14 protein-coding genes are annotated in these 14,340 nt (G+C 51.2%); all 14 read right to left on the bottom strand.

The annotated features are described in order from the left end of the window. Positions 1-244 precede the first annotated feature (244 nt). Positions 245-1,966 (bottom strand): phospho-sugar mutase, encoded by a 1,722-nt coding sequence (locus tag KQJ23_RS03685; protein WP_216477313.1) that lies wholly within the window; start codon positions 1,964-1,966, stop codon positions 245-247. Positions 1,967-2,014: 48 nt separating this feature from the next. Then, on the bottom strand, positions 2,015-2,437 hold the full coding sequence (fabZ, locus tag KQJ23_RS03680; protein ID WP_216477312.1) for a 3-hydroxyacyl-ACP dehydratase FabZ: 423 nt from the start codon (positions 2,435-2,437) through the stop codon (positions 2,015-2,017). Between the two features lie 300 nt (positions 2,438-2,737). Beyond that, positions 2,738-2,956 (bottom strand): DNA-directed RNA polymerase subunit beta, encoded by a 219-nt coding sequence (locus KQJ23_RS03675; protein WP_216477311.1) that lies wholly within the window; start codon positions 2,954-2,956, stop codon positions 2,738-2,740. 10 nt (positions 2,957-2,966) lie between these two features. After that, a complete protein-coding gene (locus tag KQJ23_RS03670; protein WP_216477310.1) occupies positions 2,967-3,800 on the bottom strand; it encodes a flagellar hook-basal body protein in 834 nt (277 codons plus the stop codon). A gap of 26 nt (positions 3,801-3,826) precedes the next feature. After that, on the bottom strand, positions 3,827-4,720 hold the full coding sequence (locus tag KQJ23_RS03665) for a flagellar hook-basal body protein (protein WP_216477309.1): 894 nt from the start codon (positions 4,718-4,720) through the stop codon (positions 3,827-3,829). 53 nt (positions 4,721-4,773) lie between these two features. Beyond that, on the bottom strand, positions 4,774-5,772 hold the full coding sequence (gene mreB, locus KQJ23_RS03660) for a rod shape-determining protein (protein ID WP_216477308.1): 999 nt from the start codon (positions 5,770-5,772) through the stop codon (positions 4,774-4,776). A 208-nt stretch (positions 5,773-5,980) separates the two neighbouring features. After that, positions 5,981-6,265, bottom strand: a complete 285-nt coding sequence (gene spoIIID / locus KQJ23_RS03655) for a sporulation transcriptional regulator SpoIIID (RefSeq protein ID WP_044481050.1) — start codon at positions 6,263-6,265, stop codon at positions 5,981-5,983. Between the two features lie 197 nt (positions 6,266-6,462). Next, positions 6,463-7,224, bottom strand: a complete 762-nt coding sequence (locus KQJ23_RS03650) for a M23 family metallopeptidase (protein WP_216477307.1) — start codon at positions 7,222-7,224, stop codon at positions 6,463-6,465. Between the two features lie 106 nt (positions 7,225-7,330). Then, on the bottom strand, positions 7,331-8,788 hold the full coding sequence (spoIID, locus tag KQJ23_RS03645) for a stage II sporulation protein D (protein ID WP_249529475.1): 1,458 nt from the start codon (positions 8,786-8,788) through the stop codon (positions 7,331-7,333). Between the two features lie 345 nt (positions 8,789-9,133). Continuing rightward, positions 9,134-10,480 carry a UDP-N-acetylglucosamine 1-carboxyvinyltransferase gene (murA, locus tag KQJ23_RS03640; RefSeq protein ID WP_216477306.1) on the bottom strand — a complete coding sequence of 449 codons (1,347 nt, stop codon included), beginning with the start codon at positions 10,478-10,480 and terminating at the stop codon, positions 9,134-9,136. Positions 10,481-10,737: 257 nt separating this feature from the next. Then, positions 10,738-10,989, bottom strand: a complete 252-nt coding sequence (locus tag KQJ23_RS03635; RefSeq protein ID WP_212937703.1) for a DUF1146 family protein — start codon at positions 10,987-10,989, stop codon at positions 10,738-10,740. 378 nt (positions 10,990-11,367) lie between these two features. After that, positions 11,368-11,778, bottom strand: a complete 411-nt coding sequence (locus KQJ23_RS03630) for a F0F1 ATP synthase subunit epsilon (protein WP_216477305.1) — start codon at positions 11,776-11,778, stop codon at positions 11,368-11,370. Positions 11,779-11,827: 49 nt separating this feature from the next. After that, a complete protein-coding gene (gene atpD, locus KQJ23_RS03625; RefSeq protein ID WP_212937705.1) occupies positions 11,828-13,228 on the bottom strand; it encodes a F0F1 ATP synthase subunit beta in 1,401 nt (466 codons plus the stop codon). A gap of 98 nt (positions 13,229-13,326) precedes the next feature. Further along, complete coding sequence (gene atpG / locus KQJ23_RS03620) at positions 13,327-14,187, bottom strand: ATP synthase F1 subunit gamma (protein ID WP_216477304.1); 861 nt, start codon at positions 14,185-14,187, stop codon at positions 13,327-13,329. Positions 14,188-14,340: the final 153 nt, after the last annotated feature.

Raw genomic sequence — 14,340 nt, 5'->3', positions numbered from 1 at the left:
TCCATTTAAAATGACCCCAGTCATAACGGGAAAATATCGCGTTACTTCATTTGTGTGAACTGCTCCTGCTGACTTCCTCGCATCTATAAATACCGCCACATTTTACCGTTATCGGTTCCATCCGGCAGGGCCGCGCAGGAGCAGGCTTCATGACTTGCCAGAGCCTGCCCCGGCGGTTCCTACTGACTGTCCGCAAGCATTAAGCTATCTCTCTGCGGTCCAGCCCTAATCGCATCACCAACATCTACGCCTGAGCGTCAACGCGGGTCAGCACCTCACTTTGCAATGCGACCATCCGGGCGGATGCATCTTCATTGCTGGTGCCGCGAACCGCAAAATAGAACTTGATCTTCGGCTCCGTACCAGATGGACGCAAGCAGAACCACGAGCCATCCTCGAGCAGGAACTTGAGTACATTTTCCTTAGGCAATCCGTCCAGTCCCTTTGAATAGTCGAGTAATTCCGACACGCCGACCCCTGCAACCTGCTGCGGGGGATTGCTGCGGAAGTCGTTCATCAGAGCGCCGATCTTGGCGAGGCCGTCCTTGCCCTTCAACGTACGGGATGCAAGCGATTCGCGGTAATAGCCGAACTGGCTGTACAGCTCCTCCAGCACATCCAGCAAGGTCTTGCCTTGACGTTTATAGTAGGCAGCCGCTTCACAAATCAGCATTGCCGCCACGATAGCATCCTTATCGCGGGCATAATTGCCCGCCAGATATCCGTAGCTTTCCTCATATCCGAACAGATAAGTATAATCTCCGGATGCTTCGAATTCGTTCATTTTTTCCCCGATATACTTGAAGCCGGTCAATGTATTGAATACCGTTGCTCCGTAGTGACGGGCAATCACTGCACCAAGCTCGCTCGTTACAATCGTCTTGACGACAGCCCCGTTCTTCGGAAGCTTGCCCTGCTCCTGGAGCTGGCTCAGATAGTAGTGCACCAGCAGAGAGCCGGATTGGTTCCCGGTCAGAATCTCGTACTCGCCATCATGATTACGTACAACCGCGCCCATGCGGTCCGCATCCGGGTCCGTTCCGATCAGAATGTCGGCGCCAACCTGTTTGCCAAGCTCAATCGCCATCGTAAAGGCTTCGCGTTCTTCCGGATTCGGCGACTTCACTGTTGAGAAATTACCGTCAGGCTGCTCTTGCTCCTTAACGATATGTACCTGAGTGAAACCGTTCTTCGCCAGGGCTTGCCGTACTGGCAAATTACCCGTACCATGGAGCGCTGTAAACACTACAGCAACATCCTTAGCCGCACCAGACAGCATCAGGTCGCGGTTTGCGCTGGTTGCAGCAACGGTCTCTACGAATGCTTCATCCTCAGCCTCACCCAACCATACGAGCAAGCCGGCTGCTTCCGCCGCAGCCTGATCGATCCGCTTTACTTCGGACAAGGAGATTTCCTGTATATTATTGATAACGCGCTCAGCTTCATGCGGCACCAATTGTCCGCCGGAAGCATTGTACACCTTATAACCGTTATATTCCGGAGGATTATGGCTCGCCGTAACAACGATACCGCCTGTTGCCTTAAGACTACGTACCGAGTAAGACAACTGTGGTGTAGGACGAAGTGATGGGAACAGCTTCGCTACAATCCCATTGGCAGCCAGTACAAGTGCAGCCTCCAGCGAGAATTCAGGTGAGAAATGGCGGCAATCATGAGCGATAACAACCGATGGCTTGCCTTCCTTCCCTGCATGCTCTTCTAAAATATACTTGGCAAAGCCCTGAGTAGCGCGGGCTACGGTATAGCGGTTCATCCGGTTGCTGCCTGCTCCAATGACGCCGCGAAGTCCACCGGTTCCGAACTCCAGATCCCGGAAGAAGCGATCCTCCAGTTCAGCCGGATTGCTCTCCAGTTCGCGAAGCTCTTGCTTGGTCTGCTCATCAATGGCCGAATCGTTCAGCCAGCTTGCTACCTTGTCTTTATAGTTCTCTTTCATCTCTGTCATGATACCCAATACATCCTCTCCGCAGTTGTAATAATGTCACTTCTCATCTCAGGATAGCGCAAACATAATTTCGCCCTCTGCGACAATTTTATCATCGACCTTAGCCACTGCCCGGCCTTTGCCGATGGAGCCCTTCAGACGAATAATCTCCACCTCGAGACGTAAAGTATCGCCAGGGACGACTTGACCACGAAAACGGAACCCATCCAAGCCCGCTAAAAAGCCAATCTTCCCTTTGTTTTCCTCCAAATGCAGAATCGCTACGGCACCAACCTGTGCCAACGCTTCCGTGATCAACACCCCGGGCATAACCGGGTAGTCAGGGAAGTGCCCTGTAAAGAACGGCTCGTTAACCGTTACATTTTTAATTCCAACAGCCCGCTTTCCTTCCTCCAGTTCCACGATCCGGTCAACAAGAAGAAAGGGATAGCGGTGCGGGATGATTTCCTGAATCTGCTTGGTATTCAGCATTGATTTATTGCTCCTTTCCAATATGGTCTAGCGCTTGTTACAACTCACATTCAGTAATCTTCACTTTAATTTCGTATAAAAGGAAGGCTCTGCGGTCACACTGAAACTATCCTTCGCATCTGCAGAAGCGGAGGTTAAGATAAGGGGCTGATCCGGAGGTGCGGAAGAATTCCGCCGCCGGGTTTGGCCCTTTGATTTTTTCCAGGTGTGCAGTCCCCCATCATTATACAATTTAAGCCTATAAAAAGAAAACTCCCGAATCTCGGGAGTTCGATCTTGCATATACTCATTATCCTTCAGTTAAGGCGCAAACACCAGATCATACACATGCCGCCATGTCTCCCACTTAAGCATATCTCCTGGATCCTGCTTGCCCAGCACTACATATCCGGCATATGTTCCACCCACCAGCGCCAACACCAGGAACAGCAGAATCAACACCACCTTGAGCAGCGTCCACCATCCCGACCGTTTGCGCTTGGGAGCCGGTTCATTATTCTCCTCGGTCTGTTCGTTCATGGTTCCCCACCTATCCGCGCAAGTTATTCGCCAGTCCCGCCATTGTCTCACTGGACGTAAGAGCACGAGCCGCAAGCTGATAGGCACGCTGCACCTGCAGCATCTCTGCCATTTCATCGACCATATTTACATTTGAAGCCTCGAGTGCCCCTTGTCTAACCTGAGCCTGCTGATTAGTCGGAAGTGTAGCCGTATCCACAAGAACATCCGCTTCCACCGCACCGGCAACCAGTGTGAACAGATTGCCATCCACCGATGTCAGCGCCTCTTGACGGATCGGAGTGAGCAGTTGAATTCGCCCAGCCTCCGTGATTTCATCACCCGATACGGTAATAATGTTGCCTTGTCCGTCAATCTTCAGCTCTGCTCCGGCCGGAACTGTAATCGGGTCTCCTTCTTCATTCAACACAAAATGTCCCTGATTGTTCACGAGATAGGTATTCTCTGCGTCCACAGGATCCGGCTGCAAATGAAAATCTCCAGCCCGGGTAAAGGCCCTTTCACTTGCTCCACCCCCGGTAGCAACCAGCACGGCGAACAACGCATTTCCCTCGATGGCAAAGTCTGTAGGTTTATTTGTCTCCTTAATGGAGCCTTGGGTAAAGTTATTGGAAATTCCGGTTACTCTGGAGCCGAAGCCCAACTCAAATCCGTTCGGTGTAGCCCGTCCGGGCAGCTGCATGGTAGAGGTCTGCGACTTGACCCGTGTCAGCGTATCCTCGAAGCTGGCTTCCTTCCGCTTATACCCGACCGTGTCCATATTTGCAATATTCTCGGCAAGCAAATCAAGGCGTTTTTGAATGCCGCTCATCGAGACCATAGCACTAATCATCGAATTGTTCATATTGTCACACCTCCCGGTGGAATAGATTAGATACGGCCGATTTCATTAACGGCCTTTTCAAGACTCTTGTCATAGTACTGAATTAATTTCTGATTAGACTCATACGCCCGCTGTGCCGCCATCAGATCAACCATAGCCTGGGCGGTATCCACATTCGAGGATTCCAGATATCCTTGACGAACCGATGCGTTATCATCCGCTTCCAGTGCCCGAATATCAGCAGCCTGTACGTTATCAACCCGGAATACGCCGTTGCCTTCCCGTACCAGTTGATGCGGATTGTTGACTACAACAACACCGATGGTAGCCAAATCAGTCTGAACTCCATCTTCATCATAATATAGATTGCCGAGACTGTCGCTCTGCACTTGATCAATCGTTATGCCTGCCGGCAATACAATCGGATTGCCGTCTGTATCAAGAACCCGTTGTCCTTGATCGGTGAGCAGATCGCCGGCTGCGCTCACTCTAAAGCCGCCATCCCGGGTATAGCGAGTCTCTCCATTAGCATCCTGCACTGTAAAAAACACTTCCGGCCGATAAATAACCGCTCCGCCCTCCGTCACATATTTCCCGGATGCATCGAACGGGATCGGCTGATCGGTTGCCGGATCAATCAGGCCAAGACTGGACACAAGTCCGAAGTCCGAAGAATTATTAGTCTCCTTCAAATCTCCCTGCATAAAAGAGGACATGCTCTCTTCAGCGAATACGCCTGTCGTCAATCTGCCAATCGTCTTTTGACCGCCCGTTTCCTTATCACCCATCAGCGAAATCAGGACATCCGGAAAAGAATGCGTCACTGAATTCACCTGTTTATAACCGGCAGTATTGATATTGGCGATGTTCTGCGTCACAGTATCGTGACGGCGCTGTTGGGTAATCATGCCCGATGCCGCCGTGTAGAGCCCTCTTAGCATAGTCTAGCCTCCAAACGTTCTCTTGATAATTTCTTCTATTATATATCGGTAAATCAGAATTTTTTCTTAATGATCCGGTCGAGGTTGTCCAACATGATGCCGGTACCCTTTACTACACAGTGCATCGGATCTTCAGCGATCAGCACCGGAACGCGCAGTTCTTCAACAAGCAGCTCGTCCAGTCCATTAAGGAGCGCGCCCCCGCCCGTCAGGATAACCCCGCGGTCAATAATATCCGCAGAGAGCTCTGGCGGCGTGCGTTCCAGTACCGATTTAGCTGCTGCCACGATAGAGGATACCGGATCAGATAAAGCTTCCTGAACCTCGGTTGAAGAGATCGTGATCGTCAACGGAAGACCAGAGACCATGTCCCGTCCGCGAATATCCATCTCTGCTCTCCGTCCTGAAGGGTGTACCGTACCGATATTGATCTTGATATCTTCTGCGGTACGCTCTCCGATCAAGAGCTTGTACTTCGATTTAATATATCTAATAATGGCACTATCGAACTTGTCCCCGGCGATTTTGATGGACGAAGCCGTGACGATGTCTCCCATCGAGAGCACCGCCACATCCGTCGTTCCTCCGCCGATGTCGATAACCATGTTTCCGCTAGGTTCATAAATGTCCATACCTGCGCCTATTGCAGCCGCTTTCGGTTCTTCTTCCATATAAACTTCCTTCGCCCCGCTATGCTCAGCCGCTTCACGGATTGCTTTCTGCTCTACAGAAGTGATGTTCGTCGGTGCGCAGATCAAAATACGCGGATGACTATACCAGCTTCTACCGCCAATCCGGTCGATAAAATATCTGAGCATCGTCTCCGTAATTTCAAAGTCAGCTATAACGCCATCCCTTAATGGGCGAATCGCAATGATGTTACCTGGCGTGCGTCCAACCATCTTGCGGGCTTCTTCACCGACAGCAAGCACTCGCTTGGCATCGCTGTCGATCGCAACTACTGACGGTTCGTCGAGGACGACCCCTTTTCCCTTGACATGAATCAGCACATTCGCTGTGCCTAAGTCAATACCAATATCCTTGCTCATCATTCCGTGCTCCCCCAAAACGTATTTTAAGAACCGTAAATGGTCAATGTGTTAATAACCCGTTTGCCAATATTCGACGAACTTGGCGGAAATCCTGCAAAAAGTGAGGATTTGGGGTAGAAATTCACAATGTTTTACCATATTTTAAAATACCATACTTTGGGGGAGGTGTTCAATTACATTCCTTAAGCCCAAACTAATTTATTACCCATTATCTTGCGGAACTAACCACTTCCCGCTTGGAGTGCCCCTTTTTCTTATATTTGATCTTCGTTGCTTCCCCTCCCCGCAAATGTCTGATCGACTTATGGTATTCGAGAATGTGCTTGACCTGATCTGCGAGTTCCGGATTAATCTCCGGCAGCCGCTCGGTTAAATCCTTGTGCACCGTGCTTTTTGATACGCCAAATTCCTTGGCTATAGTCCGAACCGTATGCCGAGTCTCCACAATGCAGCGGCCAATCTTAATCGTCCGTTCCTTGATGTAATCGTGCACGCTCCCGCCTCCCTACTCGAGATAGTTTGGTACATTATATGAGGGGCGTCCTTATATATTCTTTGTTTCCAAGCCTGACAAGCTTGGGTGAGGACAAATAATTTTAAAAAGGGGGATTAACAAGGGAGGACAGGTTCTCTGCAAGCACAAAAAAAAGCGGAGAGAAAAATCTCTCCGCTTGCGGTTCAACGTCCGAATTATTGATTCTTTGGCAGCACACTGCTTGGGTTAACCAATTCATCATTTTCGTACACCGCGAAATGAACATGGTTGCCGAGCTCCTGCTCGATTTCATTGCGGCCTGCTGTACCGATGACCGTCCCTTGCTTCACATCATCGTCCTGCTTTACCGTCACATCCGCGAGACTTTCGTATACCGTCTTCAGGTTATTGGCATGGGTAATCTCCACCACCAGGCCGTAAAGCGGCACTTCCTCCACCCGGGTTACCTTGCCGCCCATAGCGGCGGTAACTTCAAAGGATTCATTGTCGCTGCGCGCCAGATCGATCCCTGTATTCGCAATAAAGGTATCATTGTACTGGACTAGCGCCGCTTCATGATCCTCCGCGCTGCCTTCACTGTCATAGAACGGCTTCACTACCGATACATCAGCCATGTTGGCTACCGGCCAAGCCAAATCCTCGGCAACAGCCACCGTTTGGGCTGTCGGATCTTCACCAAGACCCTCGTTAACGTTATCTTCGGCCATCAAATCCTGGGTACCGACGACTCCGTTCTCACTTACACTGGCAGGTGTGGAATCCAGCGGCTTTTGGCTGGCATCTTGATAGACCCACACTAAGGTTAGTATAATTGCCGCTGCTGCCATGTACGCTGCCGGGTAGACCCATCTCTTGGACAATAGTTTTTTCCATGCGGATACCTGAACTACCGGCTCTCCCATTGCAATTTTAGGAGATTCCTCATGGGGCTTCTTTTTGTTGTTTTGTTCATTCATTAGCTCATCACCTCAGTAACCAGTGTTACCGCGGCTTTCGCTTTTATACTTCGCTATCATATTTTTTTTCATAGGCATGAAAGACTACTCAAACTTGGCTGCTAGTCTATTCAAGCAGTGCGTCCGCCTGCTGAAATACGATTCCCGTATAGTAGTGTCTGAGAATTTGTGTCGTGGTGTACCCTTGCTTGGCCATGCCGTTTGCTCCCCATTGGCTCATCCCCACGCCGTGCCCATAGCCGTAAGTCGTAATCTGTGCATCAGCTCCATCCAGCTTGATCGTGAACTGACTGGACCGCAAGCCTAGCTTCTCCCGAAACTCTCTGCCGGAATAGCGTTGCTCTCCTACTTTAATTTCCTTCACACGACCTCCGGTAGTATGGGACAGGATTGTCAATTGTGTGGCAGATGCCTTCCCCGAGGAGGAGGCTTTCAATGAGCCTGAGCTTGTCTGTGAGGATGCCGTCTTGGCAGGCGGAGCCTGTCCCAGCTTCCGATATATTTCATCTACGGAGACGGTAAGCGTCTCCTGATTATTCGAGTTCACCTGTGCATCCCATGGACTGGGTACACTTCTAAGATAAGGGATCTTTAAAGACCAGTATTCCTCCGAGTTCTCGGTATATCCCCCGCTTGCCGAGAAGAAGGCTGCCGTAATCGGCTTTCCCTGATAAGTCATTACAATTCCTCTTGTCTCCGATACGGCCCGTTTCAGCTTCGCCAGCTCTGCGGACTTTCCTTGCTTCTCCCATTTTCCAAGCGTCTTGGTAGACAAATAGGCCTGATGATCGACAGTATCCAGCACATCGGCCTTGCCGCCCGGCACGCCGCTTGTATCTTGGGCGGCGAGTCTGCGGACGATGAAGGTGCGGGCCGCGATCGCCTGGGCCTTAAGTGCGGCCAGCTCAAAGTCGGCCGGCATCTCGGCCGCCAGCACGCCGGTGACGTACTGCTCCAGCGGCAGCGTCTCGATCAGCCCAGTGCGCTTAAGGTACACGCGCACCGTGGGCTCCGTTGCCGCCGTACCGGCAGCGGCGGCAACGCCCGGGGCGTCCGGCGCTCCGCCGGGAGCGGACGCCTCGGGCTGCTGCGCCAATGCGGCCCCTGCTGCGGAGCCGGGCCGCATTGGCGCCTGGACCGCCGCCGAGCCCTGGTCGGGCGGCGCCGGGGTTTCGCCTGCGCGGCTTGCCAGCAGCGCAGGCAACAGCAGCGCCAGCGCCGCGAGCGCTGCAAGCCCGGCCAGCAACGCAGCCGGGCCGCTTGGGCCGCGGCGGCGCGCGGCCACCGGCACGCGGGCGGTGCCCCCGCGGCCCATTTGCGCAGGTTCAGGTCTCCTCTGTCCTCCCTGTCCCTGCTGGTAGTCGCGCCTCTCACCAAAGGCTTGATTTCCTCTTAATAAAGAATTCCCAGCAGCGATCCGTCCCTGTTCATGCCTACTTGATGACGCCTGCCCTCGTCCGTCCTTCTGCCCGATTTCTTTGGCATATCCGTTGGCCGCCCCAATTTTTACGGTAATTCTCCGATCATTACGGCTCTGCGAGTAGGTTTCGCTTGCATCCTTCATGTCTGGATTTCCCTCCATCCCCATTCGTGCTGCGGCCAGATTGACCTTGCGAACGAAACGGTCTTATCCTATTGTTTCGATGCGTTATATCTAATGCGCACTATACTTATAGATATGAGTTTTACCAATCTGATAGAACCCGAAGTGGGTTTCCGCCGGGAGATCCTTGAGACTCTACAAGTCTGTCACATTTTCCGGCAAGCAGTATACATACCTGCTCCGGCCGGAACATACCATTTAATGCAGCAGGCTCCTTCAAAGAGGCAGTTCAAAAAGCGCAAAAAAAGCCATACCTTTTAAGGCATGGCTTGTGATTTCGATAGGAATGAATGACGTTGTGATTGGTTAAGCCCAAGTCGGCTGGATTTTAAGCACCGGGATTTCATCCTGACGCTTTGCCGGAGCTTTAGCTGCTTCAGCAGCAGGCTCTTTCTCCTCACCGATGCGCCAAATGTCTGCACCTAGCCCGGAGAGCTTCTCCGCCAAATGAACATATCCACGATCAATATGATGTGTCCCGCTTACTTCCGTTGTTCCGTTAGCAGCAAGGCCGGCAATAATCAACGCTGCGCCTGCGCGCAAATCGGTTGCGCATACCTTGGCCCCGCTCAGCTTGGATCCGCCTGTGACAATAGCACTGCGGCCTTCCACCTTGATACCTGCATTCATCAGCCGGAACTGATCGACATGCATAAAGCGGTTCTCAAATACCGTCTCCGTAACAACACTGGTGCCTTCCGACGCCAGAAGCAACGCCATCATTTGAGATTGCATATCCGTTGGGAAGCCTGGATAAGGAAGCGTCTTAACGTCCACAGCTTTAAGCGGCTTGTCGGCGATAACCCGGACACCATTCTCCTGCACCTCAACCTCTACGCCCATCTCTTCCAGCTTGGCAATGACCGGACCCAAATGATCCGCAATCGCGCCTTCTACAAATACATTTCCTTTGGTCATGGCCGCAGCGATCATAAATGTTCCTGCTTCAATCCGATCCGGAATAACCGTATGCTCCACTCCATGGAGCTTATCTACGCCTTCAATCCGAATGATACCTGTACCGGCTCCGCGGACGATGGCTCCCATTCCGTTCAAATAATTGGCTAAATCGACAATTTCCGGCTCTTTTGCCGCATTTTCAATGACAGTCGTGCCTTCCGCCAGGGAAGCTGCCATCATAATATTCTCGGTTGCGCCTACACTAGCTACATCCAGATAAATCTTCGCTCCACGCAGACGTCCATGTGACCGCGCTTCGATAAAACCCTGCCCCAATGTAATCTCTGCACCCATTGCTTCAAAGCCTTTAAGATGCTGATCAATTGGTCTTGTACCAATAGCACAGCCTCCAGGCAGCGAAATCCGTGTATACCCCATCCGGGTTAACAAGGGGCCCATGACAAGAAATGACGCCCGCATTTTCCGTACCCATTCATACGGCGCTTCGCATGAGGAGATCGTCTGTGCATTGACCGTAATCACTTCCCGATCATATGTAACATCTGCCCCCAGCGATTCTAATACTTTATTAATGGTCATTACATCATCCAGGGGAGGAGCATCACGAATGATACTAACGCCTTCTTCTCCCAGCAAGGAAGCTGCAATAATTGGCAGCACTGAATTTTTTGCTCCGCTCACTTTTACGTTCCCGGCCAAAACATTGCCACCGCGGACGATAAATTTGCTCATCTTGGTTCCCTCCGCGCGTTCATTTTCACCATTTCCCCTTAAACTCCATCATAACATCGGTCATTTGAGGCGCACAAGGCTCTGCACCTGTCCAAAAGCAACAATTTCCGAGGAAATATTCGTTGCTTCGAGCCCAGGATTTGTTCATCGTACTAATGTTCCTTTAACACCATTGTTGACACAATGCTTTGATGTTATTCGACATTTCCCTCGTCCGTGCAAGTGGTCTACACCACCTTTAACCAAACAGCCATCCATTAAAACAGATACCGCAGCATCTGCGTATATCCAAGGTAATCCAGAACAAAGGAGGCCACAAAGCGCCCCAGCGCTACCGCCAGCAGTAATTGAAGCAGCTTTCCTTGCGGTCCTTTGGGATGCCGGATTACAAGATCCAGCTTCAAGCCCTGAAGCGACCACCAGGCGATTGCCACGCATACCAGCGATACGAGTATAGCTGTAAGACCGCTCACCCCAACAGACGCAGGAACAGCATCGACCGGACTCACATGAATTTCCTCCCTGTCACGTTATATCTATGCCGCTGACACCCAATCGGTTAATATAACGCATTTAAAATATATCGGAATTATTGCAGGTAAAATATAGACCTTATATATCATACTTGGCAACGTGATAATAATCCAGTGTTTCTTTCACTTGCAAAGGCTTCCAATTTCAACTATTGCATATGTTGATGCTTTGGAACTACTCGGAAAGGTAATAAAGTGGAAATAATCACTTCTAAAGGATGCATCAAGATCGTTCTTAATATGTTCGTTATGAAGCTTGGTGATTCCTGCCTGAGAAAATACAAAAAACCGGACACCGATGAAGGCGTCCGGCTTTTGAAGGATTCCTGCCGATTCAAAGGCATGGTTGTCGCACTATTCCTTTGAACGGCTTGATACGTTGATCCGTGTAATGGCTCTTTGCAGCGAAAGCTCTGCACGGCGATGATCAATACGATCACGTGCCCCTGCATTGAGTCTGCGTTCTGCGCGTTCACGTGCAGCAAGAGCTCGATCAATGTCGATTTCCTGCGGCATTTCAGCGCTTTCTGCAAGCACGATCACCTTGTTGCCCTGAACCTCGACAAATCCGCCATGAACAGCCACCGCCAAGGTTTTCCCTTCCATCCGGATCGTGATCGGCGCAACCTGCAAAGGCGTTACAAATGGAATATGTCCCGGCAGGATGCCGAGCTCCCCCTCGATGCCGCGTACGCTCAGGCTGCTCACCTGCTCAGAGAACACGACATGCTCAGGCGTAACAATTTCCAATAAAAAGGTGCTCATCTTCATCCCTCCTGTTCGTGGGACGTTCATTACTGAAGCATCCGTCTACTTACAGCGATTTCGCCTTTTCAACAGCTTCTTCAATGGTGCCTACGAAGAGGAAGGCCGCTTCCGGAAGGTTGTCGTGCTTGCCGTCCAGAATTTCCTTGAAGCTGCGAACCGTTTCAGAAATCGGTACATATTTACCCTTGATTCCGGTGAACTGTTCCGCAACGTTGAACGGTTGCGACAGGAAGCGTTCAATCTTCCGGGCACGGGCCACGAGAATCTTGTCGTCTTCAGACAATTCATCCATACCGAGAATCGCGATAATATCCTGGAGCTCTTTATAGCGGGCCAGAAGTTGCTTAACGCCTTGAGCTACATTGTAATGCTCCTCGCCCACAATTTCCGGCGTCAAAATCCGGGAGCTGGATGCCAACGGATCCACCGCAGGGAAAATCCCCTTCTCGGAAATTTTACGCTCCAGGTTTGTGGTTGCATCCAAGTGAGCAAATGTGGTTGCAGGCGCCGGGTCAGTATAGTCATCGGCAGGCACGTAGATGGCCTGGATGGAAGTAACCGACCCCTTCTTGGTGGATGTGATCCGTTCCTGAAGTTGGCCCATTTCCGTTGCCAGCGTAGGCTGATAACCTACCGCGGAAGGCATCCGGCCGAGCAAAGCGGAAACCTCGGAACCAGCTTGGGTAAAGCGGAAAATGTTGTCGATAAACAGAAGCACGTCACGGCCTTCTTGATCACGGAAATATTCCGCCATCGTCAGACCCGTCAGGGCAACGCGAAGACGCGCACCCGGAGGCTCGTTCATCTGCCCGAACACCATTGCCGTCTTGGCAATAACGCCGGATTCAGTCATTTCCATGTACAAGTCGTTCCCCTCACGGGTACGCTCGCCTACCCCGGCGAATACGGAGATACCGCCATGTTCTTGGGCAATGTTATGAATCAATTCCTGAATCGTTACGGTTTTACCTACACCGGCACCGCCGAAGAGACCGATTTTACCGCCCTTGGCATAAGGGGCCAGCAAGTCAATAACCTTAATCCCCGTCTCAAGAATTTCTGCCTGAGTGGACAGATCTTCAAATTTAGGAGGCTCACGGTGAATCGGATTACGGAGCGCGCCTTCCACTTGTCCCTTATTGTCGATTGCCTCACCAAGCACGTTAAATACGCGGCTCAGTGTAACTTCACCTACAGGAACAGAGATTGGAGCACCAAGATCCTCCGCCTCAGTCCCGCGTACAAGTCCGTCTGTAGAGGACATAGCAATACAGCGGACGAGGTTATCGCCAAGATGATTGGACGCTTCCAAAATCAGGTCGCCCGAGTCATCCTGCGCGTTCTGCTTCACAATTCTAATGGCGTTGAAAATTTCCGGCAATTGACCACGGTCAAATTCCACGTCAACAACCGGACCCATTACGCTAACAACGCGTCCCTTGTTCATCTAATGTTCCCTCCTAATAGTTTTGCGGACATTTCAATCATGCTGGTACATTAGCGAATCGAACTTCGCCGGTCCTGCACCTCCGCAAACTTTCATCCTCAGCTCTGTGCGTTTGCGCCTGCGACAATTTCCGTGATTTCCTGGGTAATAGCCGCTTGACGCGCCCGGTTAAATGTCAGAGTGAGTTGATTGATCATTTCCGATGCATTTTTCGTTGCGCTGCCCATTGCGGTCATTTTCGCGCCAAGCTCACTTGCTTTACCTTCCAGCAAAGCACTAAAGATCAGCGTCTCGGCATATTTCGGCAGCAGCATCTCTAATACGCGTTCCGGCGATGGTTCGTATTCGTATTCCGCTGTCGCACCCTCAGACTCAACTTTGTCAAAAGGAAGCAGACGGTCGACCGTCGGTTTTTGCGAAATAGCGTTAATGAATTTGCTGTAGCAGATGAACACCTCGTCATATTCACCGATCTCAAATCCCTGTACAGCGTTATACGCCAAGGACTTAATATCGGAAAATTTCGGAGAATCTGATAAGTCGGTGACGGCCTGCACAACCGGTTGGTTGCGCCGGTTCAGATAGTCCCGGCCCTTGCGCCCGATCACGAACAGCCCGTACTCCTCGGCGGAAGCATGCTTCTCCTTGATTGTATCCATGACTGTGCGGAGCAAGTTGGCATTGTATCCGCCCACCAATCCGCCATCGGATGTAATGACGATATACGCCGTGCGCTTCACCGGACGCGATACCAGCATCGGATGGGAAATCTCACTGCTTCCTGACGCAATGCTCGACACCACTTCCTTCAGCTTCTCTTTGTAAGGACGGGAGGCCTGCGCTTTCTCTTGCGCTTTTCTCAGCTTGGCTGAAGCAACCATCTCCATCGCTTTTGTGATCTGCCGGGTGTTCTGTACACTCTTGATTTGGCGTTTTATTTCGCGGATCCCTTTTGCCATGATTTCACCACCTTCAAGTTTTGGCAGGGCCAAAACTACTTCGTAAGCATAAGCCTAACTTTGGCGAGCCAAAGTTACTTCGAAAGCATTAGAACATAGAAAACTGAATACGGCTGTAAACCGGCCTCCGGCACAAGAGCCAGAGCCGGTTAA

Source organism: Paenibacillus brevis, from assembly GCF_018919145.1.
Classification (GTDB): domain Bacteria; phylum Bacillota; class Bacilli; order Paenibacillales; family Paenibacillaceae; genus Fontibacillus; species Fontibacillus brevis.
Note: the sequence above shows the minus strand (reverse complement) of the source record. Positions and strands in the feature narration are given on the sequence as shown.